Annotated in this window: 22 protein-coding genes; 9 read left to right on the top strand and 13 right to left on the bottom strand. The window is 32.3% G+C overall.

Annotated features, from left to right (window positions below; genetic code table 11):
- Positions 1-120: 120 nt before the first annotated feature.
- A complete protein-coding gene (locus H510_RS0110240) occupies positions 121-1,233 on the top strand; it encodes a DUF4407 domain-containing protein (protein WP_026904241.1) in 1,113 nt (370 codons plus the stop codon).
- A 37-nt stretch (positions 1,234-1,270) separates the two neighbouring features.
- On the opposite strand, the gene aspS is transcribed toward H510_RS0110240, so the two are convergent.
- Positions 1,271-3,058 (bottom strand): aspartate--tRNA ligase, encoded by a 1,788-nt coding sequence (aspS, locus tag H510_RS0110235; RefSeq protein ID WP_026904240.1) that lies wholly within the window; start codon positions 3,056-3,058, stop codon positions 1,271-1,273.
- A 152-nt stretch (positions 3,059-3,210) separates the two neighbouring features.
- Between aspS and H510_RS0110230 the strand changes: the two genes are divergently transcribed.
- Both H510_RS0110230 and H510_RS0110225 read left to right on the top strand, forming a co-directional pair.
- The gene (locus H510_RS0110230) at positions 3,211-3,441 is read left to right on the top strand and encodes a DUF433 domain-containing protein (RefSeq protein ID WP_026904239.1); all 231 of its coding nucleotides are present in this window, start codon (positions 3,211-3,213) and stop codon (positions 3,439-3,441) included.
- A gap of 14 nt (positions 3,442-3,455) precedes the next feature.
- Positions 3,456-3,800, top strand: a complete 345-nt coding sequence (locus H510_RS0110225) for a DUF5615 family PIN-like protein (RefSeq protein WP_245584818.1) — start codon at positions 3,456-3,458, stop codon at positions 3,798-3,800.
- Here the strand turns inward: H510_RS0110225 and hpt are convergent.
- Positions 3,795-4,340 carry a hypoxanthine phosphoribosyltransferase gene (gene hpt, locus H510_RS0110220; protein ID WP_026904237.1) on the bottom strand — a complete coding sequence of 182 codons (546 nt, stop codon included), beginning with the start codon at positions 4,338-4,340 and terminating at the stop codon, positions 3,795-3,797. The genes H510_RS0110225 and hpt overlap by 6 nt on opposite strands.
- Positions 4,341-4,459: 119 nt before the next feature.
- On the opposite strand from hpt, the gene H510_RS0110215 reads away from it, so the two are divergent.
- The 3 genes from H510_RS0110215 to H510_RS0110205 all read left to right on the top strand — a co-directional run bounded on the left by H510_RS0110215 (position 4,460) and on the right by H510_RS0110205 (position 6,476).
- Entirely contained in the window at positions 4,460-4,918 is a 459-nt protein-coding gene (locus H510_RS0110215) for a MaoC family dehydratase (protein WP_026904236.1), read from the top strand.
- A 48-nt stretch (positions 4,919-4,966) separates the two neighbouring features.
- Positions 4,967-5,155 carry a hypothetical protein gene (locus tag H510_RS0110210; RefSeq protein WP_026904235.1) on the top strand — a complete coding sequence of 63 codons (189 nt, stop codon included), beginning with the start codon at positions 4,967-4,969 and terminating at the stop codon, positions 5,153-5,155.
- Between the two features lie 85 nt (positions 5,156-5,240).
- Positions 5,241-6,476: a M16 family metallopeptidase gene (locus H510_RS0110205; RefSeq protein WP_026904234.1), complete on the top strand. Its 1,236-nt coding sequence runs from the start codon at positions 5,241-5,243 to the stop codon at positions 6,474-6,476.
- On the opposite strand, the gene H510_RS18670 is transcribed toward H510_RS0110205, so the two are convergent.
- The 4 genes from H510_RS18670 to nadA form a co-directional block, all read right to left on the bottom strand.
- A complete protein-coding gene (locus tag H510_RS18670; protein ID WP_081659254.1) occupies positions 6,473-6,997 on the bottom strand; it encodes a GNAT family N-acetyltransferase in 525 nt (174 codons plus the stop codon). The genes H510_RS0110205 and H510_RS18670 overlap by 4 nt on opposite strands.
- Positions 6,997-8,046 carry a thiamine-phosphate kinase gene (gene thiL / locus H510_RS0110195; RefSeq protein WP_026904233.1) on the bottom strand — a complete coding sequence of 350 codons (1,050 nt, stop codon included), beginning with the start codon at positions 8,044-8,046 and terminating at the stop codon, positions 6,997-6,999. Before thiL ends, H510_RS18670 begins: the two co-directional genes overlap by 1 nt.
- Before the next feature lie 49 nt (positions 8,047-8,095).
- Positions 8,096-9,574, bottom strand: a complete 1,479-nt coding sequence (locus H510_RS0110190) for a S41 family peptidase (protein ID WP_081659253.1) — start codon at positions 9,572-9,574, stop codon at positions 8,096-8,098.
- Positions 9,575-9,636: 62 nt separating this feature from the next.
- The gene (gene nadA / locus H510_RS0110185; protein ID WP_026904231.1) at positions 9,637-10,629 is read right to left on the bottom strand and encodes a quinolinate synthase NadA; all 993 of its coding nucleotides are present in this window, start codon (positions 10,627-10,629) and stop codon (positions 9,637-9,639) included.
- Positions 10,630-11,081: 452 nt separating this feature from the next.
- Between nadA and nadB the strand changes: the two genes are divergently transcribed.
- Together nadB and H510_RS0110175 are read left to right on the top strand one after the other, a co-directional pair.
- A complete protein-coding gene (gene nadB / locus H510_RS0110180; protein ID WP_026904230.1) occupies positions 11,082-12,671 on the top strand; it encodes an L-aspartate oxidase in 1,590 nt (529 codons plus the stop codon).
- Entirely contained in the window at positions 12,671-13,192 is a 522-nt protein-coding gene (locus tag H510_RS0110175) for a gamma carbonic anhydrase family protein (RefSeq protein WP_026904229.1), read from the top strand. The genes nadB and H510_RS0110175 overlap by 1 nt, the downstream gene beginning before the upstream one ends.
- On the opposite strand, the gene H510_RS0110170 is transcribed toward H510_RS0110175, so the two are convergent.
- The 4 genes from H510_RS0110170 to H510_RS0110155 all read right to left on the bottom strand — a co-directional run bounded on the left by H510_RS0110170 (position 13,176) and on the right by H510_RS0110155 (position 19,382).
- Positions 13,176-14,804, bottom strand: coding sequence for an Ig-like domain-containing protein (locus tag H510_RS0110170; protein WP_026904228.1), 1,629 nt, complete (start codon positions 14,802-14,804; stop codon positions 13,176-13,178). The genes H510_RS0110175 and H510_RS0110170 overlap by 17 nt on opposite strands.
- A gap of 121 nt (positions 14,805-14,925) precedes the next feature.
- Entirely contained in the window at positions 14,926-16,788 is a 1,863-nt protein-coding gene (gene mnmG / locus H510_RS0110165) for a tRNA uridine-5-carboxymethylaminomethyl(34) synthesis enzyme MnmG (protein ID WP_026904227.1), read from the bottom strand.
- A gap of 75 nt (positions 16,789-16,863) precedes the next feature.
- Positions 16,864-18,729, bottom strand: coding sequence for an ABC transporter ATP-binding protein (locus tag H510_RS0110160; RefSeq protein WP_026904226.1), 1,866 nt, complete (start codon positions 18,727-18,729; stop codon positions 16,864-16,866).
- Positions 18,726-19,382: an NAD(P)H-binding protein gene (locus H510_RS0110155; protein WP_026904225.1), complete on the bottom strand. Its 657-nt coding sequence runs from the start codon at positions 19,380-19,382 to the stop codon at positions 18,726-18,728. The genes H510_RS0110160 and H510_RS0110155 overlap by 4 nt, the downstream gene beginning before the upstream one ends.
- Positions 19,383-19,498: 116 nt before the next feature.
- On the opposite strand from H510_RS0110155, the gene H510_RS0110150 reads away from it, so the two are divergent.
- Positions 19,499-20,212, top strand: coding sequence for a pirin family protein (locus tag H510_RS0110150; RefSeq protein WP_026904224.1), 714 nt, complete (start codon positions 19,499-19,501; stop codon positions 20,210-20,212).
- A 27-nt stretch (positions 20,213-20,239) separates the two neighbouring features.
- On the opposite strand, the gene ybeY is transcribed toward H510_RS0110150, so the two are convergent.
- From ybeY to H510_RS0110135, 3 genes are read right to left on the bottom strand one after another with little or no spacing between them, the layout of a single operon-like run.
- Complete coding sequence (gene ybeY, locus H510_RS0110145) at positions 20,240-20,680, bottom strand: rRNA maturation RNase YbeY (RefSeq protein ID WP_026904223.1); 441 nt, start codon at positions 20,678-20,680, stop codon at positions 20,240-20,242.
- A 28-nt stretch (positions 20,681-20,708) separates the two neighbouring features.
- Positions 20,709-21,137 (bottom strand): ATP-binding protein, encoded by a 429-nt coding sequence (locus tag H510_RS0110140; protein WP_245584817.1) that lies wholly within the window; start codon positions 21,135-21,137, stop codon positions 20,709-20,711.
- Between the two features lie 2 nt (positions 21,138-21,139).
- A complete protein-coding gene (locus tag H510_RS0110135; protein ID WP_036692551.1) occupies positions 21,140-24,430 on the bottom strand; it encodes a DUF4175 family protein in 3,291 nt (1,096 codons plus the stop codon).
- Positions 24,431-24,842 lie beyond the last annotated feature (412 nt).

Raw genomic sequence — 24,842 nt, 5'->3', positions numbered from 1 at the left:
TTTATAAACTTTTATGTTGTAACATGCTTATACCTAAACATGTCTTATAAGCGTTTATAGCTTGTTTATTTTGAGCATAAATTTTGCTATTAGAGAAAACGATTTATTGATAATTATAAGATGAAAAAAATAACCGATTTCTTTTGGTTTTGCTCTGGCGCACACATAGAAACACTTAAAAAATATCCTACAGAACATAATAAATACGTTGGTATTGGTGCAACCATATTCTTTACCGCCTTATTTGCTTGTTTATCTGGCGGTTACGCCATGTATTTTGTTTTTTCTGGGAGTAGTGCCGCTGTTTTATTTGCGATGTTATTTGGTATAATTTGGGGCTTAGCTATTTTTAATATGGACCGCTACATAGTAGCTAGTATCAAAAAAACAGGAGACGCTAACCAACAAATTTTACAGGCTTTACCCAGAATATTACTAGCTATCATGATTGGTATTGTGATATCTAGACCTTTGGAGCTAAAAATTTTTGATAAAGAAATTAGACAAAAACTTAAAACCAGTTATTTAAATGGGCAACGCTCTAAAATTGATACTTTAAACAGAGCCTTCTCTGATAAATATAGTATTGAGCTTGCGAAGTTTGAAGAGCTAAAATCAGAGAAAGATTCTTTAGAGAAAGATATCAATCGTTCTAGATATATTTTGAATCAAGAGGTTTTTGGCGATAAAACCAATCAAACCAGTGGTGTAACAGGATTTGGTACTTACGCAAAGCAAAAACAAGCTGTAATAGACCAAAAAGAAGCTCGTTTGATACAAGTAAGAAATGATATACAGCGTATAGACGATATTATCAACCGGCGTAAAGAAATGGAGGGCTTAAATAGCACTTTACTTTTTAACGAAAAACAACTGGATAGTTTGGCTAATGTTGCGGGCTTTGCAGATAGAAATTATGCGCTTGGGCAGCTTTCTTTTAATCCCGACGGTAGCAGAGATGTGGATACTTATTTGGCCATATCTTTTATCTCTTTTTTATTCATCTTGCTAGAATGTTTGCCTGTTTTTGTGAAATTAATGTCTGATAAAGGTCCTTACGATGTTGCCCTACAAAATATAGAAAGCGTAGCCATACACAACAGCGAAAAGGAAAAAGACCACGAAATTATTGTAACCGATAATACTTTGGATACTTTAAACAATGCCGAAATAGGCAAAAAGAAAATTTTGATAGAACGGAGAGTGAAGAAGGATTTAGAAGATAATAGCTAAAAGAAAAAGGAGAACTGTTTAGTTCTCCTTTTTTATGTTATACCGTTGTTTTGATGTGCAACTCTATCTTTTGTTTATCATCTATGGTAGAAGGGGAGTCTATCATAACATCTCTTCCCGAATTATTTTTAGGGAATGCAATAACATCACGTATAGTGTCTAAACCAGCGAAGATGGATACTAATCTATCAAAACCGAAAGCAATACCACCATGCGGAGGAGCGCCATATTCAAAGGCTTCCATTAAGAAACCAAATTGTTTTTGAGCTTCTTCTGGCCTAAATCCTAAATGCTTAAACATGAGTGATTGTAATTCTCTATCGTGAATACGGATAGAGCCACCGCCAATTTCGGTACCATTGATTACTAAATCGTAAGCATTGGCTCTAACCGCTGCTGGGTCTGTATTTAGTTTAGATATATCATCTGGTTTTGGTGATGTAAAAGGATGGTGCATAGCGTGGTAACGCTCTGTTTCTTCGTCCCACTCTAATAAAGGAAAATCTAATACCCAAAGTGGTGCAAATTTATTTTTATCTCTTAAACCTAAGCGGTTACCTATCTCTAAACGTAACTCGTTTAACTGTTTACGTACTCTATCAGGGTTTTCTCCTGCCAGAATTAATACTAAATCGCCAGGATCTGTAGCAAATGCTACTGCCCATTTTTGTAGTTCTTCCTCGTTAAAGAATTTATCTACTGATGATTTTAAGGTACCATCCTCGTTATGGCGCATGTAAATTAAGCCTGTAGCGCCAATTTGCGGGCGTTTTACAAAGTCTGTTAGTTCATCTATTTGCTTACGCGTGTAAGAAGCACAACCTTTTGCATTTATACCAACAACTAAACCAGCGTTATCAAAAACAGGGAAAGAAGCCTCACCCCCTCCTCTCCAAAGGAGAGGAGCCTCTTCTAAAGATAAAGCATTGTTTTTTAACTCTACAAATTGCATCCCAAAACGGGTATCTGGCTTATCAGAACCATATAAACGCATAGCATCATCATAAGACATTCTTGGGAAATCTTGAATATCCAGATTTTTTACGTTTTTAAACATGTGGCGCACCAAGCCTTCAAATAAGTTTAGGATATCTTCTTGCTCGATAAATGCCATTTCACAGTCTATTTGGGTAAACTCCGGCTGTCTATCGGCTCTTAAATCCTCATCTCTAAAACATTTTACAATTTGGAAATACCTATCAAAACCAGAAACCATTAACAATTGCTTAAAGGTTTGTGGAGATTGTGGTAAAGCATAAAACTCACCCGGATTCATACGACTTGGTACCACAAAATCTCTGGCGCCTTCTGGAGTAGACTTAATTAAAACAGGTGTTTCTACTTCTAAAAAGTTTTGGGCATCTAAATATCTTCTGATTTCTTGAGCCATTTTATGGCGCAACACTAGGTTATTACGTACTGGATTTCTTCTTAAATCCAGGTAACGATATTTCATTCTTAACTCATCTCCACCGTCTGTCTCATCCTCAATCATAAAAGGAGGGAGCTTTGCAGCATTTAAAATTTCTAATTCAGAAACTTTAATTTCAATATCTCCGGTAGCTATTTTAGGGTTTTTATTGGTTCTCTCTATTACAGTACCGCTAACTTTTATTACAAATTCTCTCCCTAATTCGCGGGCTTTTGCTCTCATTTCGGCATTATCATCAGCATTAAAAACCAATTGGGTAATACCGTATCTATCTCTAACATCAATAAAAGTCATGCCTCCTAAGTCTCTGGATTTTTGCACCCAACCACTTAACACAACCTGAGTTCCCAAATCGGCAATCGTTAATTCGCCACACGTATGAGTTCTATGCATTTTCTTTGATTTATTTTAATGTAGGACACGAAGATAAAAAATCTTATTAAAGTGTTTGCTTTATTAGAGCTTCTAAAGTGAAAATATAAGAGTTTAAGGAGGTTTTTGAGCAATTTTATATTTCGTATATTTACTTATGAAATTCTAAACAAATGAAAAATTTAACAAGAATAGTTTTAGATCCTAACGTTATGGGCGGAAAGCCCTGCATTAAAGGTTTAAGGGTTACTGTAGGTACACTCATCGGTCTTTTGGCGTCTGGCCTTTCTTTTAAAGATGTTTTAGAGATGTATCCTTACTTGGTTGAAGAAGATTTAAAAGAAGCTCTTGCTTATGCGGCATGGCGTTCTGAAGAATTTGAAGCCCCTCTTGCTACTGCATGAAAATCTTGATAGATATGAATTTATCCCCTCAATGGGTTCATGAATTCAATTTAAAAAATATACACGCTGTACATTGGTCTAGTGTTGGAAAATTTGATGCTCAAGATGTAGAATTGATAAAGTGGGCCAAGGTTAATGATTATATTATTTTTACCCATGATTTAGATTTTGGTACAGCATTAGCCTTAAATAAAGCTGAAAAACCAAGTATCATACAGGTTAGGACTCAAAATGTAACTGTTAAACATTTAAGTGAAAAAGTTATATCTACTATAAAAGAGTATAATAATTGGTTAGAGAAAGGCGCAATGATTATTATAGACGATTATAAAATGAGAATAAGAGTTCTTCCATTATAACTCACTACACAACCTGTAAATATCCTTCGTGTTTCTTCCTAGTCCTTTATAATCTAAACCATAACCTACCACAAAGTCGTTAGCTATTTCAAAGCCAATGTATGCTATCTCATCAATTTTAACTTGTAAAGCATCGGGCTTTAACAACAAACTGGCAACTTTAATGCTTGCCGGATTTTTGGTTTTAAACTTTTCTATCAAATAATTTAAGGTTCTTCCGGTATCAATAATATCTTCTACAATAATGATATCTCTATTTTCTATATCGATACTTAAAGGATACTCTTCTATGATATTACCAGAAGATTGTGTTTCTCCATGGTAAGATGAAACCTTTACAAAAGCCATCTCACAACTGATGTTGATTTCTTTCATCAAATCTGCCATGAATAAAAAGCTACCATTTAAAACCCCAATAAAAATAGGCACCTTCTCTTCATAATCAACATTCATTTGTATACCTAATAAGCGCACACGCTTTTCTATCATGTTAGCATCTATAAAAGGCTCGAAGATTTTATCGTCTATGGTTAAATTCATGATGTGGCTTGTTTCAACAAATTTAATTTTAAAAAAGCATTTATTATTGTTTTATAATTCATCTGTTAGATTTTATATAATCTGTATATTCAAATTTTATTTATCTAAAATATAATACTATGTTAGTAATTAAGAGCCACGACGAGTTTGCGTCTCATTTAGGAAAAGAACTAGGTTTTTCTGATTATCATACCATCACCCAAGAGCAAATAAACTTATTCTCTGATGCTACTTTAGACCATCAATGGATACATACCGATACAGAAAGAGCAAAAACAGAAAGTCCGTTTAAGGCAACAATTGCCCATGGTTATCTTACTTTATCTTTAATACCATACTTATGGAAACAAATTGTTGATATCCAAAATCTAAAAATGGAAATCAATTACGGGATAGAAAAATTACGTTTTGCACAAGCTGTAACTGTAAATAGCGAAGTAAGATTAGTGGTTAAATTAGTTGAAATCGCTAATTTACGTGGTGTAACCAAAGCAACTATTGGTATAACCTTAGAAATTAAAGACCAAAAGAAACCTGCTTTTATGGGAGAAGCTGTTTTCCTATATCATTTTATATAATTGGCATTAAATTAGATTAGTATTCATATCTATTAAATTATTGAAGATATGAAAAGCAATTTTTTTAAACTGGTAATGGGCTTTGCAATAGTTGGAGCCATAGCTACGGGATGTAGCTCTACCAAAGACTCAACAAATACAACAGATTCTACAGACATTACTAATCCGTCTGGAACAGATTCTACTATAACTGCCCCAAGTGGCAGTGGTACTACTAATCCTACAGATTCTATTTAAGTACTTTAACAGCATTTGAAATTCAAATGCTGTTTTTATTTAGAAATTAATTGCTCTATTTATTAATTATCTTTGCGGTTCTTTTATGGATCACGAAGTTTACAGATTAAAAAACGGCATTAGGATATTATTTAAACCAACAGTTTCGCCTATTGGGCATTGTTGTTTAATTATTAATGCTGGAGCGAGAGATGAAGAAGAAGGTAAACCTGGCCTAGCTCATTTTATTGAGCATTTACTATTTAAAGGCACTAAAAAACGTAATACTAATCAGATTTTAAATCGTTTAGAAGTTGTTGGAGCAGATTTAAACGCCTATACAACTAAAGAATATACTTGCTTACATGCATCCTTTTTACATGAACATTTAGAGCGCTCTGTAGACTTATTACAAGATATTGCCTTTTTCTCTATGTTTCCGGAAATAGAAATGGAAAAAGAAAAAGGGGTTATTATTGATGAAATATTAAGCTACGAAGACCAGCCAGAAGAGGCTATAAATGATGATTTTGAGAGCTTATTATTTAAAGGAAATCCGCTTGGCGAAAATATTTTAGGAACTAAAGATTCTGTATCCGCATTTAAAAAATCAGATATTTTAAATTTTATAACTAGAACCTATAATACGCATGAAATAGTTTTTGCTGTTAGCGGAAATTATAAAACATCAAAAGTTTGGGCTTTATGCGATAAATATTTCGGTATCATCCCAGAAAACAGAAAAGAAAAACAGCGTTTAAAACCGATTCCAAATCCTAAACAAGAGCTTATCATTGCTAAACCTATTAACCAAGCACATTGTATTTTAGGTAGTCATGCTTATTCTTTTCATGATGATAAAAAACATGGTTTATTACTGTTAAATAATCTTCTTGGCGGTAACGGGATGAGTTCGAGATTGAATTTAGAAATAAGAGAAAAGTACGGCATTGCTTACACTATTGAGTCTAATTACACCGCTTTTAGTGATTCAGGTATTTTCTCTATTTACTTTGGTACCGATGAGGAAAAAGCAAATAAAGCTTTAAAACTTGTACATAAAGAACTAAAGAAACTACGAGAACAAAAATTAGGTACGCTGCAATTACAACAAGCTAAACAAAAATTTATTGGTCAGATTGCTTTAGGAGAAGAAAACCGTATGGGTGTTTTAATCTCTATGGCAAAAAGTTTAATAGATTTTAATAAGGTAGATTCTTTAGAAGAGGTGTTTGCTAAATTAAATGCTGTTAGTGCATCAGAAATTTTAGAAATAGCCAATGAAGTTTTTAACCCCAATTTGTTAAACCTTTTGATGTTTAAACCAGAGGAAGAAAATTAGTACAAGAAGTTTTTATTCTCCCAAGCAAAAACATAGCTATCCTCAAAAGAGCCATCTATATTTCTTGTTTTTTGATGTAATATACCCTCATGTTTAAAACCTAGTTTTTGATAAATTCTTAAGGCTTTTTTGTTAGATGCTCTTGATTCTAATTCTACTCTTTTAACATCTGGTCGGTGCTTTTCTATCTCACTTAAAAACCTTTGAAAAAGTTCAGTTCCTAATCCCTGTTGTTGATAATCCGGATGTATCAAAATGGTTAAATGGGTTAAAACATGATCAAATATTCCTATACCATATTTATGGGCATGAATTGCAGCAATAACTTTTTCTGTTTTTCTTTCTTCGCCTAAGAATAATAAACCTTCTTTTTTAATGATATTGTTAAAAACATCATCAATAAAAAGGATATCAATTTCTTCTGGCGCTCTGGCAATGCCATTGGGGTTTTTAGAAACATCCAGATACAAATTAAAAAGTGCTTCTTTATCTGTTAAAGAACCTTTTCTAATAAACATCATCAGCTTTCTGTAGATTTAAAAGCATTCCAACCTTGAGCTTTCAATTCATGTGCGTTTCCAGACCTAGTGATTAAGTAATTACCAGCGTTTTCTTCTGTGATATAACCAATGACAGAAATATCAACATCGTGTTTTAAGCGGTCGTAATCTGCTTGTTTAATGGTAAATAATAGTTCATAATCTTCACCGCCATTTAAAGCACAAACAGTTGGATCTAAACCAAAATCTCTAGCCATTTCTACAGTTTGTGGGTCTATCGGAAATTTCTCTTCATACAACTTACAACCCTTTTTAGATTGTTTGGTAATATGTAATATCTCAGAAGCTAAACCGTCTGATATGTCTATCATAGAAGTTGGTTTAATTTCCATCTTCTTCAATAAATCAACAATATCTAATCTTGCTTCTGGTTTTAACTGACGTTCTATAATGTAATCTTTACCTTCTAAATCGGGCTGAATTTTAGGATTTGCTAAGAATACTTGTTTCTCTCTTTCTAACAATTGCAAACCTACATAAGCGCCACCTAAATCGCCAGAAACACAAATTAAATCTCCTTCTTGTGCGCCATTACGGTAAACAATATCACTTTCATCAGCATAACCTATACTGGTAACGCTGATAACTAAACCTTGTCTGGAGGAAGTGGTATCGCCACCAATTAAATCAATGTTATATTTTTGACAGGCTAGTAACATCCCAGCATATAATTCTTCTATAGCCTCTAATGGAAATTTGCTAGAAAAACCTAATGATACGGTTACATGCGATGCCATCCCGTTCATGGCATAAATATCACTTAAGTTAACTTGAATAGCTTTATAACCTAAGTGTTTTAAAGGTGTAAAAGCTAAATCAAAATGTATGTTTTCTAGAAGTAAATCGGTAGAAATTAAGGTCTTTTTATCTTTAAAATCTAGAACAGCCGCATCATCACCAGCGCCTTTAATAGTGGTATCAAGGTTTAATTTTATATTTTTTGTTAAATGGTCTATTAAACCAAACTCTCCTAAATTTGCTATTTCTGTCTTTTGCGTATTCTCGAACATGCTTAAATCCTTTTGAAATACAAAAGTGCAAAAAATTACTCATTAAGTTTTACCTACTCTTTATCAGCTGTAAAGCTTTTTCTAGCTGTTTATCTTTTCCTTCTAGCTCATCTAATAAATTAGAATGTACCTCATGATGTGGAAAAACACCTCTTCCTACTATACTTTGAGATGTATTTGGCTTCATAACTTTTAATGGTAAACGCAATTTAACTTTTGTATTTGGTAGGTTAACATACGGTATTATACCTGCTGTACATTGGTTATAAGCGCCACCTGTTTCCTCGCCAATAAAAATTCCTCGTTTTACACCTTGTAAGTTTGCTGCCAATAAAGAAGTTGCAGAGTATGATAAACCATTGATCAATACATATAAATCATATTTGTAAACACTCTTTTTAGGCTCTAAATATTTATGGGTTCTTAAGGGAGTATAATAACCTAAACTATCCTTTTTTATGGTTAAATGTGGAAAAGGGAAATTATAAAACCATGAATTTTGAAAATATTTACGGGTTGATATATACCTTTCTTTAACCTCAACCCTTTGGTTAAATATGGCTGGTTTATCATATAAGTACCTAAATAATTTATTGCATGCGCTTAATCTACCACCAGAATTTCCTCTTAAATCAAGAATTAGATGGTTAATTTTTTGTTCTTTAAGCTTTTTAAATGACTGGCGATAAAACTTACTGAAATTAGCTTGCTCAAAACTAAAGCTGCCTACTTTTAAAATAGCTGTTTTATTTAAGCTATCAATTTGTAAATCTAATATGGGTTTACCATCAGTATCTTTACCTAAATAAGCTGGTTTTTTATTTGCTTTTTTTGATGATGATTTAATTTTACTAAAACCTAAAGTAATATCTTTTACCAGCGTATCTTCTTTAATTTTTAAGCAGATGGTATCACTTTTTTTAAAATTTAATTGATAGTAATATCCAAAATTATTTTCTATGATGTATGGATTTAAGGTTTTATTAAAACCATCAGAACTAAATAGTTGATTTGCTTTTTTAATGATACTATCTATCGGATAATCATCAACACTTAAAACTTCCATTTTAGGTTTAAGCGTATGATTTGAGGAATCTTTTACAGATTTAATCCACACTTTATCATCATCTAAAGCTATTTTAAATTGATTAAAAGGATGAACTCCTTTTGCTTTTAAAATCTGTTTTTCTGCTATAGTATATTTTTTGTTAGGATAAACCAAACGCGTATGTCCGCATTTAATTTCTGTTATTAAAGGAGCAACATATCTATAAAACTCCAAAGAAGTTAAAGGTTTATGCAGCAGGTTTTCTACACTATCAAACTTTTGTGCTAAAACAACACTATCTATATACCAATAAATACCCGGGTGGGCTTCTAGTAAGGATGTTTTTAAAATTTGATAATCCTTTTTTAATGCTTCAACTGGGTGTTTAACACTTAAAGCTTGGTTATATTTTTTTTTAGATGTGCAAGAAACCATTAAAACTATTACAGATAGCATGAATAATTTCAAGATTTTCATCATATAATTTTAAATAGAGAGAGAAAGCGTCAATAACATTTCTGCTATTGACGCTATTTTATTATTTAAAGACCTAATTTAGCCGATATATCTAGCATTCTTTCAATAGGTAATCTTGCTCTTTCTATAATTTCACGTGGAACATCTACTTCAGGTAATTCGTTTTTTAAACACAAATACAATTTTTCTAAAGTATTACGCTTCATATGCGGACAATCATTACAAGCACAAGTATTATTTGGTGGTGCCGGAATAAAAGTTTTATCAGGGTTTGCTTTAGCCATCTGGTGGATAATTCCTGATTCTGTAGCTACAATAAACTCTTTTGCATCATTCTTAATGGTATAATTTAATAATCCTGTAGTAGAGCCTATATAATCAGCCATAGCCAAAATATGATCTTCACATTCTGGGTGTGCAATAAATTTAGCTTGCGGATGACGTTCCTTTAATTTTGTAATTTTCTCATGAGCAAAAATCTCATGTACCATACAAGCACCATTCCACAAAACCATATCTCTACCTGTTTTCTTCATCACGTAAGCACCCAAGTTTTTATCCGGACCGAATATGATTTTCTGATCTTTTGGTAAGCTTTCAACAATTTGCACTGCGTTGCTAGATGTACAAACAATATCACTTAAAGCTTTTAATTCTGCTGTACAGTTTACATAAGTAATAACCAAATGGTCTGGATATTTCTCTTTAAACTTTTTAAATAAATGAGGTGGGCAGCTATCTGATAAAGAACAACCAGCTTTACTATCTGGTAACAATACTTTTTTGTTTGGTGATAATATTTTGGCTGTTTCTGCCATAAAATGTACACCTGCAAATACGATTATAGCAGCATCTGTTTTAGCAGCTTCTTGTGATAAGCCTAAACTATCACCAATATAATCCGCAATATCTTGTATATCAGCATCTTGGTAATAATGAGCCAGAATTACTGCATTTTTTTCTTTTTTTAATCGCTCTATCTCCGCGAATAAATCTAAGGTTGGGTCAATATATTCATCAACAAAACCTTTTATGTTAATTTCTTCTAGTACGTTCATTTTTTTTCCTTATCCAAAGGTATAAATTTCAAAATAATGGTTTCTCCACTTTCTAATAATAACTAATTATTTATAAATAAAATTCTTATTGTTTATTAAGGTGTTAGTTTGGTGTATATCTTTAAGGATATTCATCTTGTTTTTTGATTTATGATAATACTACTAACAATTTATTAACATCTATTAGTATTTATCTTATTGATTATCAGTTATATTATAAATATCAAAAAAAAGTTTATAAAATTATTCTGTTTATTATTAAGTAAATTTAAAACGTTAATAAGTGTTGATTTGTTAGCAGTAAGTAAATGGTAATTTAATATTGACTTTCAGTTTTAGTTACTTTGTTAACATTTTGAAATACTTTTAATTTATTACATACATTAAACTAACATCTTTTTTACTTTTATACACATAAAACTAAGGCTTGTTTAAAACATAGCCATTTTAATATGAGAAATGTTGATTTCCTGGTTATAGGATCTGGTATTGCTGGTTTAAGTTTTGCCCTTAAGGCTGCAAAACATGGTAAAGTTCTGATAGTTACAAAGTCTAATGAAGATGAATCTAACACTAAGTATGCCCAGGGTGGTGTGGCTGTAGTTGTGGATAAAAAGGAAGATTCTTTTGAAAAGCATATTAATGATACTTTAATTGCTGGTGACGGTTTGTGCGATAAAAATATTGTAGAGATTGTTGTTACTGAGGGTCCAGATAGAATTTCAGAAATTATTGAATATGGAGCCAAGTTTGATAAGAATAAAACAGGTTTTTATGATTTAGCCAAAGAAGGTGGTCATTCAGAACATCGTGTATTACATTATAAGGATATAACAGGTTTTGAGATTGAACGTTCTTTGTTAGAAGAAATTCATCAAAACCCTAATATAGAAATACTTACACATTATTTTGCAGTAGATTTAATTACTCAACATCATACAGGTGAGTTTGTTAATAGACATTCTGATAATATCGAGTGTTATGGTATTTATGCTTTAAATACAGCTGATAATACTATCGAAAAGATTACATCAAAAATTACGGTATTAGCTGCTGGTGGTGCTGGTCATATTTATAGTTCTACAACCAATCCAACTATTGCCACTGGTGACGGTATAGCTATGGCTTATAGAGCTAAAGCGAAAGTTAGAAATATGGAATTTATTCAGTTTCATCCAACTGCTTTGTATAATCCTGGTGAGTATCCATCTTTTTTAATTTCTGAAGCTGTAAGAGGTTTTGGCGGGGTTTTAAAAAGAAGAAACGGCGAAGAATTTATGTATGAATACGATGAGCGTGGTTCTTTAGCTCCTCGTGATATTGTTGCCAGAGCTATTGATGCGGAGATGAAAAAGTCTGGTGATGACTTTGTTTATCTGGATATCAGACATCGTAAAAAGGAAGATTTACTTTCTCATTTTCCAAATATCTATGCCAAATGTTTATCTATTGGTATTGATATGACCAAAGATATGATACCCGTTACGCCAGCTTGCCATTATATGTGTGGTGGTGTTTTGGTTGATGAGTTTGGAAGGTCATCTATAAAAGGGTTATATGCTTGTGGCGAGGTTACTTCTACTGGTTTGCATGGTGCTAATCGATTGGCTTCTAATTCTTTACTAGAGGCATTGGTATATGCTCATAGAATTTATTTAGATGCTAAAGACAAGTTAAACGAGTTTATCATTCCTTCAAATATTCCAGATTGGAATGATCAAAACACACAACTTTCTAACGAGGATATCTTGGTTACACATAATATCCGCGAGATGCAAAAGATGATGAGCGATTATGTAGGTATTGTTCGTTCGGATTTTAGGTTAGAAAGAGCCATGAGAAGGTTACGTCTTTTATACGAAGAAACCGAAGAATTCTATAAAAAAACAAAGTTATCTGTAAAGTTGTGCGAATTAAGAAACCTTATTCAAGTAGCTTATATTGTTATAAAATCAGCAACAGAGCGTAAAGAAAGTAGAGGTTTACATTATACAACTGATTATCCTCAGCATGCTCATGAATTAAAAGATACGATATTATAATGGAACCGTTAATATTACCAGTTTTAGGAAAATCACCCAAGTGGGGTACCAATTGTTTTATTGCTCCAAATGCTACTATTGTTGGCGATGTTAACATGGGTAATAATTGTTCTGTTTGGTTTAATGCGGTTATAAGAGGAGATGTTAATAGTATTTCTATAGGAAATGATACTAACATACAAGATGGTGCTGTTATCCATGCTACTTATTTAAAAGCTTCAACTACTATTGGTAATCAAGTTTCTATTGGTCATAATGCTTTGGTACATGGTTGTACTTTAAAAGATAAAGTTTTGATAGGGATGGGTGCCATTGTAATGGACCATGCTGTAGTAGAAGAATATGTGATTATTGCTGCAGGCGCTGTTGTTTTGGAGAGCACAGTTTGCGAATCAGGTTATTTATATGCAGGTATGCCAGCAAAAAAAATAAAGCCTTTAACAAATGAGCAAAAGACTTTATTAGATAAGTTACCAAACAATTATATTTTATATTCTAGTTGGTTTAAGGAAACTCTTTAGGTATAGTAATTTTTTCTTCCCTATCCCAGTTAGGTCTGATAATGAGTTCTTTATCATAAAGCCAAACCTTTTCTGGTTGTGTATTATTTTTAACACTCCCAGTATCATAGATTTCGTTTTTATTGGCGTCTTCAATAACTTTGATAAAGTATTTACCATTACTAATGGTATTATAATTTAGTAAGGTATTTACATTGATGGGAGATTCTTTTAAGATTTGCTTTTTTTCATTTAATAGCTGTATGATATAACTTTTACTGCTATCAGCTCTATCTATGTTTAAAGTTAAATTTCCATAGTTCTCTATTTCATCTAACTCAATTTCAAGGTTTATTTCTTTATTTTTACTGCCATAAATATCTGTAATAGCATTCTCTTTAAACGTTAAATTATAACGCTTTTTAATACGCCAAGGATAATTTACTTTAACAACTCTATTGTTAGCATCAATAATTTCAAAATTAAAATTTGTTTGTGCTACAGAGTCTACCATGAGTTGTACTAAAGATTTATTGATACTAGCCAAAGGGAGGTTAGAAGTTAATTCTAAAGATGTACCGGGTTTTATCTTACCTGATAATAGATTGTTATCAAACTTTATATTTCGGGTATAATTCTCTTTTTTATTCCGAGTTAGTTTGATGGTATCCAGGATTTTATTTTCTTCGTTAACTACTATTTTAAGTGAGTCAAAAGTTAGTTCTCTTAACCATATTAAAGTGGTATCGGCGTTTTTTGAGTATGATACAATAGGATTTTTAATGGTATTGTCTAGAAATTTAAGTGATGGATTTTTGATTCCTTTATTGTAAATAAGGGTTATTCTGCCATCACTTTCTATCTTTTTGTCAAGTACTCTAAATTTTTCAGGTATTTCTTTAAACAGTTTTAAAACGATATTTCCAGTGTCTTTATTAAGTTTTATGGGCTCGCCTACAAAGGCTATTTCTTCTTTAGGTGAGTTATATATTCTATCTCCTGATTCTTCTTTTAAAGCATAGAGTTTGTAAGTAGCTTCTTTTAAATTTTTGATAGAAAATACACCAGATGAATCAGTAGTAGTAAAAATAGCTGGTCTTTTTTTGCCAAACAAAGTATCTCGTTCAATAGGAAAAATAAAAACGGTTGCCCCTTTAAATGGAAGGTTATCATCAGAACTTAAAACTTTACCAGATATTTGTAAGGAATCTATTTGTGAACCTGTAGAAAAAACATAACTGTAATTTACCAACTTGTTACTTTCATTAACATCAGTTATGGCATTTCCGAAATTTATAGTATAAGTGGTATTGGCTTCCAAAGTATCTTTTAACTCAATTTCTAAACTTTTCTGTTTAATTTTATATACAGGAGGAATTTCCTGAGCTGGTGAAATAGCTATCTCTGTATATTCATTATTCAGTTTAAAGTATTCGTCAAATTCTATAAGTATTCTTTTATTGATAAAATTAGTAGATAGATTTTTAGGCGTTTCTTTTAAAACTTTTGGAGCCTGTTCGTCTTTTGGTCCACCTTGCGGAGGTTGCATACTTGCGCAAGCCTGAATAAATAGAGTTACCCATAAAAGAATAACAAAATGGATATTTTTTACTACCTTTTTATTTGAAAGCATTTTTATGCGATTTAAGACATTTTATCATTTTCATGAAGATTATCATTAAAATTTTAAAAAAGTCGTTTATATCGAATATTTTAAAATCTACGTTTTATTTATTTAAAATATTGATTATCAATTACTTATTCATGTGAACCATTAAAACTGATATATCCGAAGGTGATACACCAGAAATTCTTGATGCTTGCCCTAAAGTTCTTGGTTTTATTTTCATCAATTTTTCTCTTGCCTCTTTGGAGATAGAATTTAACGAATGATAATTAAATTCCGGATTGATTTCCTTGTCTTCCATCTTTTTCATTTTCTCTACAATCTCCATTTCTTTATCAAAATAACTCTCGTATTTGATTTTTATTTCGGCTTGTTCAATAGTTTCTTTATTGTATTTGTTTAGTGCCTCATCAAAGTGTTTACTCATTCTTCTAAGGTCTTTCATTTCAAGCTGAGGTCGGCCTAGTAGATTGTGTAATTTATAGCTTTGGCTAATAGCACTTGTTCCTAATTCTTCTAATATTGGATTGGCAATTTCTTTATCTATTTTAATTTCTTTGGCTAGTTCTATAATGCTTTGTGCATTATTAATTTTTTCTTTTACAATATTTAAACGTTCTTCGGATATTAGCCCTAGTTGATGACCAATAGGAGAGAGTCTTTCATCTGCATTATCTTGCCTTAAAAGTAATCTATGCTCTGCTCTAGAAGTAAACATTCTATAAGGCTCTTCAGTTCCTTTGGTTACTAAATCATCTATTAAAACACCTATATATGATTCTGATCTTTTCAGAATCAGCTCATGTTTATCATGCACTTTTTGGTGTGCGTTTATACCTGCAACAAATCCTTGTGCTGCCGCTTCTTCATATCCAGTTGTTCCATTTATTTGGCCAGCAAAGAATAGATTTTTAACCAGTTTTGTTTCTAGGGTTAAACTTAATTGTGTAGGAGGGAAGAAATCATATTCTATGGCATAGCCTGGTCTAAACATTTTTGCGTTTTCAAAGCCCGGTATTAATCTTAATGCTTTGTGTTGGATGTCTTCTGGTAAAGATGTAGAGAAGCCATTCACGTATATTTCTACTGTATTCCATCCTTCTGGTTCTACAAATATTTGGTGTCTTTCTCTTTCTGCAAAGCGATTTATTTTATCTTCAATAGAAGGGCAGTATCTAGGGCCTAAACCTTTAATTCTTCCAGTAAACATAGGAGATTTTTCAAAACCTAGTTTTAAGGTTTCATGTACTTCGCTATTGGTATAGGTTATCCAGCAACACCTCTGTTCTGTTGGAGTAGGCGTATCCGTAAAAGAGAATTTACCTCTTTCTTCATCGCCCCACTGTTCTTCCATTTTAGAGTAATCTAAAGACCTACCATCAACTCTTGGTGGTGTTCCGGTTTTCATTCTGCCAGCCTCGAAACCTAATTCTACCAATTGTTCTGTGATGCCTGTAGCAGATTTTTCTCCTGTTCTGCCGCCACCCATTTTTTTCTCACCTATGTGGATAACACCATTAAGAAAAGTACCATTAGTTAGTACTACAGCTTCCGCTTCTATTTCTATTCCTAAAGATGTTTTAACACCACAAACTTTATCATTTTTGACGATGATACCGCTTGCCATATCTTGCCAAAAATCCAAATTTGGAGTGCTTTCAAGTGTTAGTCTCCATTCTTTGGCAAAACGCATCCTATCGTTTTGAGTACGTGGAGACCACATTGCGGGCCCTTTAGAACGGTTAAGCATTCTAAACTGTATGGTTGATTTATCAGCAATGATGCCTGATTTGCCTCCCATAGCATCTATTTCTCTCACTATTTGTCCTTTAGCCACACCCCCCATAGCTGGATTACAGCTCATTTGAGCTATTGTCCCCATATTCATGGTAATCAAGAGTGTTTTAGAGCCTAGGTTTGCTGCAGCTGTTGCCGCTTCGCATCCGGCATGTCCGGCTCCAACTATAATTACATCGTATTTTTCAAACATATATTTAATGTTTCACGTGAAACAATTTCTTCTTTTTTATCTTCATGTTCCACGTGGAACATGAGTGTTGTTTTGTTACGCAAGTTCTGATAATTCTAACCAACGCATAGATTTTTCATCTAACTCGTTTTGTTTTTCTTCAATCAAATGTGAAGTTTTGATAATCTCATCAGGACTAGAAATGTTATTCAAGTCATTTGTTAATTTCTGGATGGTTTGTTCTAAAGCTTCAATCTCTTTATTTAAGGCTTCAAGTTCTTGCTTCTCTTTATAAGAAAGTTTAGCTTTTTCTTTAGCAGGAGCAGGACTATCTATTTTAACTTGTTGTTTCTTTGCTTGCTCTTTTTCTATTTGTTTAAGCATTTCTTGCTCTTCTCGGTAAGAAGAATAATTACCATTATATATTCTGATTTTGCCATTACCTTCTAAGATAAAAAGCTGCTCGGTTAATTTATCTACTAAATATCTATCGTGTGAAACTAAAATTAAAACACCCGGATAGTTTTCTAAAAATTCTTCTAATACATTTAAAGTATCAATATCTAAATCATTTGTTGGCTCATCCAGAATTAAGAAATTTGGATTTTTAATTAACACCTTCATTAAGTGTAACCTTTTCTTTTCGCCGCCGCTTAATAAGCTTACAAAGCCATGTTGTTTCTTAGGAGGGAATAAGAAAAGTGTAAGCAATTGAGAAGCTGTAATTACACTGCCATCTGCTAAGGTTATATACTCGGCAATATTCTTTACAACATCAATAACACGTTCATCTTGCTGAAAGCTTAATCCGGATTGATGGTAATATCCAAAAACAGTGGTTTCACCTTTTTTAATGGTTCCTGCATCGGCTGTTAGCTCTCCAGTAATTAAATTTAAAAAGGTAGATTTTCCGGTTCCATTCTTTCCTGTTAAACCAATTTTATCTCCCTTTTTAAAAGTATAAGAAAAATCTTCAATAATGGCAACTTCATTAAATGTCTTACGAATATGTGCTATCTCTAGAATCTGATTTCCTTGTCTGCTTACTTTTACTTCTAATTTTACTTGTTCTTTTGGTCCATTACCTTTAGAACGCTCTTCTAAATCATAAAAAGCATCTATTCTGGCTTTAGATTTTGTAGCCCTTGCTTGTGGCTGCCTCCTCATCCATTCTAACTCTTTTTTCAAGAGGTTTCTGTTTTTGGCTAAAGTAGCTTGGTCAGAGGCATCTTTTTCTGATTTTTTTTCTAAATAATAAGCGTATTTACCTTTGTATGAAAAAACTTGTCCCTTATCTAATTCTATAATTTCATTACAAACATTATCTAAAAAATAACGGTCGTGGGTAACCATTAAAATAGTTTTACCACCAGTATTTAAGAAACTCTCTAACCACTCAATAGTATCAATATCTAAATGGTTCGTTGGTTCATCTAATACATAAACATCGGGTTCATCTATCAATAACTTAGCTAAACTTAACCTCTTTTTTTGCCCACCAGAAAGGTTAGATATTTTCTGATGTAAATCATGAATGCCTAGTCGACCTAGAATAGTTTTGATTTGATGTTCATATTCCCAAGCATCAAGATTGCTTAATTCTTCTGTAAGTTCGTTTATCTTATCTAAATCTGGGTTTTCTTCTTCTAAAAGTTCTTCGTACTCTCTAATAATTTGTTGCTGCCTATTATCTAAACTGAAAATAAAATCGCTGATACTGGCATCGGCACTAAATTTTGGATCTTGTTCTAAATAACCAAATCTGATATCCTTTGCTTTAACAACTTTTCCTTCGCTAGGTAATATTCTTTCTGCTAGCAATTTCAATAAGGTAGATTTTCCGGCTCCGTTAATACCTACTAAAGCTACTCTTTGTCCTTGCTGTATGCCAAAAGTTAAATTTCTGAAAAGCCAATAATCGTTAAAGGCATGGCCTAATTGTTCTGCTGATACTATACTCACACTATTTCTTTTATGATATCTGATGGATAGGTGAAAATTCCCTGATCCTCTTTTAATGATTGTTGATACATGGCTAACGCAATAACCAATGTTTTAATACTTCTATATTTTTTTAGAGGGCCTATTAGTAGGGGGTCTATAACCTTCATCAATACTAAAGCTATTTTCTCTGCCACTCGTTTTTCTTTTCTATTTCCTCTCAAAAGGGATGGTTGATAAATGTGTATGGCAGGGATGTTTAACGCTTTTAAATCATCCTCTGTTTCGCCCTTTATTTTGCTATAAAAATTTGATGATTTAGCGTTAGCACCCAAAGCCGAAACCAGATGATATTGTTGAACCTGATTTTCTACAGCAATTTTTGCTATTTGAATAGGGATATCGTGATCAATTTTTCTGTAATTATTTAAGTCTGGTGTTTTGGCTCTTGTGGTGCCTATACAACAAAAAATAGCATCAGCCTTAATTTTGTCTTTTATCTCCGAAAGGTTAGAAAAATCTGTAATAATTTCTTTTAGTTTTTGATTTTGGATGTTTAAGGGTTTTCTTCCAAGCGCAATTACTTCTGTATAGGCGCTACTATGCAGTAATACCGACAGTAATTCACTGCCAATAAGTCCGCTTGCGCCAATAATAATTGCTTTTCTACTCATTTTATCTAAAATCAATCTGCAAAAGTACGCATTTGTATCTTTGGAATAAATATTGTATGTTTAAACATGTAATATTTTATATAAAAAAGACACGTAACATTTAAAAATATTTCATCATGAAAACGATTATACACAAAGCTTCTGATAGAGGAGCGAAACAAATTAGCTGGTTAAAAAGCTACCATTCTTTTAGTTTTGGCGATTATCAAGACCCAAATAAAATGAGTTTTGGTTTATTAAGGGTTTTAAATGATGATTATGTAGAGCCTGGAATGGGATTTGGTATGCATGGTCATGAAAACATGGAAATTGTAAGTATTCCGCTTTTTGGTTCTTTAAACCATCAAGATAGTATGGGAAATGATGCTGTAATTAAAACTGGCGACGTACAAATTATGAGTGCCGGAACAGGTATCAAGCATGCAGAATTTAATGGGAGTAAAATAGAGGCGGTAAAATTTTTACAGATTTGGGTTTTTCCAAAGGAATATAACATTCAGCCTAGGTATGATCAAAAATCCTTTCGGGAAGAGGATAAGCATAATCAGTTTTTAACAGTTGTTTCTCCTAATCAAGAAAACGAGCAAGCTGTTTGGATTAACCAAGATGCTTGGTTCTCTTTAGCTAATTTAGATGCCGGTAAAGAGCTAGAATATAAATCGCATGGAGATAATACCGGCGTATATATTTTTGTATTACAAGGCAAATTAGGTGTAGCAGAGCAAGTTTTAGATAACAGAGACGCTATTGGTATTTGTGATACAACATCAGTAGCTGTAAAAGCTCATGTAGATACTAAGCTTTTGGTTATAGAAGTGCCAATGGCTTAATGATGATAATGGGTTAAGCTTTTGGGTTTAACCCTTTATAAACCCTCTCTTAGCCAAATAAAAGTCTTCCATCTTAGTCATCTTAGCTTTTTCTTCTTTTTTCTTATCGGGGTAACCTAAAAGGTGCAATGTACCGTGTATGATAATACGGTGTAATTCATCGCTTACAGCAACCTTAAAAGTTTTGGCGTTTTCTTTAACTCTGTCAATACTTATGAAAATATCACCATAAATAATTCCTTTTACTTCACTATGATCAAAGGTGATGATATCTGTAAAGGTATCGTGGTTTAAGTATTGCTTATTGATGTTTAACAAATAATTATCAGAACAAAATATAAAATTGAGTTCTTGTAACTGATGTTTCTCTTCTTCTATGGTAGCATTTATCCAGCTTCTAACTGCGTTTTTCTGTTTAAGATGATGGACGATGTCTTCTTCAAAAAAATTTATGGGCAGTTTTTTCATTAAATCTTTGTTTATGCAAAGATGAAGATTAGAACTTAAAATGTAGCTCTACTTCGTTGCCTTTTGTATTAAAAATACATTGGTCTGCCAGCTGCTTCATGATAAAAACACCTCTACCGCTTAAATTTTCTAAATTTTCTGGCGCTGTTGGGTCTGGCAGGTTATTAAAATTAAAACCTTCGCCTTGGTCTGCTATGGTAAAAACCAATCTTTTCTGATTGATAATTTCAAGATTTAAGTAAACCAATTTATTTGGATTTTGCTTATTACCATGAAAAATGGCGTTTGTAACCGCTTCATTAAGACAAGTCATTAAATTAGCGTAAACATCATCCCCTATATTTAAAGTAGATACAAGATCATCAACAAAATTTTCAACTACTGCTACACTATTCTCATTTGACGGAAGTTGAAGAGAATAGAGTCCTTTATCCATTATCCCTGAAAGATTACTCATGATTATTTCCTCTTATTTAATTTTTTAAAGTAATCACTAATTTTTGATTTATAAAAATTATTTAACGCTGGAGATACAGTTTTTAGCATTTCAGCTTCATTTTCTTTTATTTTTTCATACTCTTTAAGTACTAAATTATAATTTGGCGCAAATTGTTTACCTGCTTTGCTTTCCTTTTGTGTGTCTTGCTCTCTTTCTCTTTCCGCTTTTTCTGCCTCTAAAAGCCTTGTTTGTATGTCTTGTTGTCTATTTATCGCCTCTTGTGTAATACGTTTGTTTACGAGATCGGTTTCTGTTTGTTCCATGTCTTTCATGATTTTTTCCAGATTTCCTAATTTCCCTTTTCCGTCTTTATTCAGTTGCTGATTAAGCTCTTGTAAAGCCTGCCTAATCATTTGTTGTTGCTGTGCCATTTCAGAAAACTGCTGGCTCATTTGTTTATTGCCTTTTTGGCCTTGCGGTATGCCTTGCTGCTGCATTTGCTCTTTTGCTTTTTGCATATTTTTATTGAGTTCCTGCTGCATCTTGGATAGTTGAGACATCCCTGGTTTAGGCTTGCCTTTACCGCCAGATTTAGCATTTTTCATGGCATTTTGTAGCTGTTGCAAGGCTTCGCTCAACATTAAAGATAAGTTATTGATAGCCGTTAAAGCATATTGTTGGTTTCTGTTTACCTCAGCAATTTTCCGCTCAGTAAGGTTTTGTAAAGCGTCTGCAATTTGCTGGTTAATTTGAGTTACTTCTTTATTAACTGTGGCAGATATTTGTGGTACCCTTTTGCTTAAACTATACAAGCTATCCTCCACAAGTTTTAAATTATCTTTTATATTTCTTTGCTTTTGGCCAATTTCATTAAATCGTGGGTCGTTGATATTGGTATTCTTAATATCTAGCATCAATTTCTCTTGGTCGAAAGAGGTTTTTAGCAAGTTTTGCAAAATTTGTCTTAGAGCTTGCGCATCAACTTGGTTTTCTTCAGTTTCTTCTTCATTTTGCATTTCTTTAAGCTTATTAGCCATTTCTTGCATTTCGGAAGCGGCTTCTTTCTGCGCTTCGTTAGCTTTTTGCTTACGGTTTTGTGTTAACTGCTCTTCTGCCTCCTGAAGTTTCTTTTCAATAGCTTGTTGTTGTTCTTTTTGTTGGTCAAAATTTTCTGGCTGCTCTAGAAGCTGATTTTTTTCTGCTATTTCTTTTAAATTTTCTTTTAGTGTATTAAAATCTTTTTTTATGTCTTTTTGCTGATTTAAATCGGGTTTATTAACATTTTCGTTTTGTTTTTTTGCAAGCTCTTCTAGTTGATCAATAGCTTGATTTATTTTTTGTTCAACTTCTAGTTGTTTGTATAACTCCAGAATACGGTCTAATTCTTTTTTTAGAGATTTTTCATCACTTTGTAACTGCTTTAACTCCTGATTAGGAATTTCATTAAGCTGTTTTTCAAGCATTTTCTGAATTTCTTTCAATAAAGATTTAGTTTTCTCATCCAATACATTATCAAAAAGATTTTGTATCTGTTTTTGCTTTTCTAAAAGCTCTTTGTTATTATCAAGCTGATTACGCTCTAGTAAATTCTTCTGATTTTCTTTACTTATTTCTTTAAGCAACTCTTCTAACCTCTGTTGCTTATCAAGCAATTCTTGCGCTTGCTTTTGTTGCTGATAATCTATTCCTTTACTGTTTAGTAAATCTTGGTTCAACTTTTTAGCTTCATCCTGAATTTTCTGAGCCTGTTTTATAGCGTCAGAAATTTTTTGCTTAACATTTTGGGTGCCTTCTTCTACTTTTTCTATCAGCTCAGTTTTACTTAAAAGTCGGTATGTTTTTAAACTTGTTCTACTGGTTTTAGGTCCGTTTATACCGTCATTATCAGCAACTTCAAAATAATAGCTAATTTCTTCGCCAGCCTTTATACCTGTATTACTAATAGGCCAGAAATAAAAGAAGCTACTCTCTAAACTTCCTTTTTGAAGTTTTATAGGTGCTTTAAACTGTTTTCCTAACCTACTTTTATCATTAGAAGCGGTAATTTTATAATGAAAACTTAGGCTATTTAAACCATAATCATCACTAGCTTTTCCAATAAAATATAGTACTTGGCTATTCAGCGAATCGGGTTTTTCTGTAGCCTCAATTTGAGGAAAAGCATCAGGTAAAACCTCGATATGATAATTTAAAGCATCTTGTATAACCCAATTATTCTGGGGTTTTAAGCTATATAAAGCACTTTTTGTAAGCTTAAGTTGATAGCTAAACTGGTTTTCTTTTTGAGGTGTTAACCTGATATTATTTTTTAAATAAAGGAAGTTTAGCGTAGTCGTGTTTTCTGCACCAATTAACCATTTTACAACTGTTCCTTCTGGTAAACTCATATCTCCGGGATTTTCTAAAACTTCGTTTTGCTTTTTTAGGTAAGCCGGATAAGTTAAAGATAGCTTGATGTCAGTAATACTTGGTTTTTTACTGATTTTTAAAGTATAAGTATCAGAATAAAATTCGCCAGCTTTAAATCTGAAACTTACATCCTCTTGTAAATTCTTAAAAGTATGGTTAAAATGGATGATATCTTTTTGTGTCAATTTAAAGCTGTTAAAGCCATCTTCTATATAAACTTCCTGAGGTATTTCTGTTCCGCTAAGCTTAATTTGAAGCTGAAAATCTTCACCTTGTACACCAGATAAGTTCTTGTTTAAAATCTCGAAACCGAAAGGAGCCTTCTTAATAAAACGTTGGTTGTGCTTGATAATTCTTGTAGTACCATCGGTTATAATAGCGGGTGTAGTAAATGCCAAAACCAGCATTACCATAGCCGGAACAATAGCATAACGTAGATATTTCTTGTTTTCACTGATTTTTATAGCAGATACAAAAGGAATAGGTTGTAATTGCTGTACCCTTTGGTTGATGCTGGCTAAAATTAAAGCTTCATGTTCTGGGTTAGTGCTTAAAACTTTTTGTAGTTGTAGGGTATTGAGGAGTTTGTCTTTTACATCAGGAAAATGATTACCTATGATGATTGATGCTTGTTCATGATTAATAAAAGCACCAAGCTTTAAATATTTTAACAAGTATTTACCAACTAAAAACCAGGCTAAAGTTAGCTGACTAATCAAGAATAGGTAAAAAAGAATTGTTTTGGTAAGTGGATTAAAATAACTGTAATATTCTGCCGTAATAACCAGTAAAAAAACTGCTAAAAATATAGCGCAAAGCCATATCATACCTCTAATAATTTTATTGAGGTAATATTTCCTGATGAAATCGTCTATCTTTTTTAGAAAGTCAGCGTAATCCATAAAAATGAAGAAATATTAAGCACATTGGAAATATAACATTTAACCGTTTAATAATGATTTTATTATGGCACAAAAATTTGTAACTCACTTAAAAAGCTTATTGTGCTTTAAGATAGTTTACTGCTAATCTAATGTTTCTCTATAATATGTTTAAGATAAAGTTAAGTATAGGTATGCCTGAATATAGGGTAGATATACTTAACACCTGCTATAAGGTTGCTATAAGGTTTCTATAACCTTGCTATAAGGTTGCTGTAGTAGATAAAATAGAAACTAGAATTTTTGCAAGAGTATTTATCAACTAAATTAATAAAAAACTTTTAATTAAGGATAGTTTTTTATTTTTTAGTGAAAATGATATTTAGCTGCCATTTCTCTAAAAATGTTGAACTTTTATTATTTTAAAACTCGA

Origin of the sequence: Pedobacter glucosidilyticus DSM 23534, from assembly GCF_000425145.1 — a bacterium.
GTDB classification, from domain to species: domain Bacteria; phylum Bacteroidota; class Bacteroidia; order Sphingobacteriales; family Sphingobacteriaceae; genus Pseudopedobacter; species Pseudopedobacter glucosidilyticus.
The sequence above is the reverse complement of the archived record's forward strand: the minus strand, read 5'-3'. Positions and strand labels throughout refer to the sequence as shown.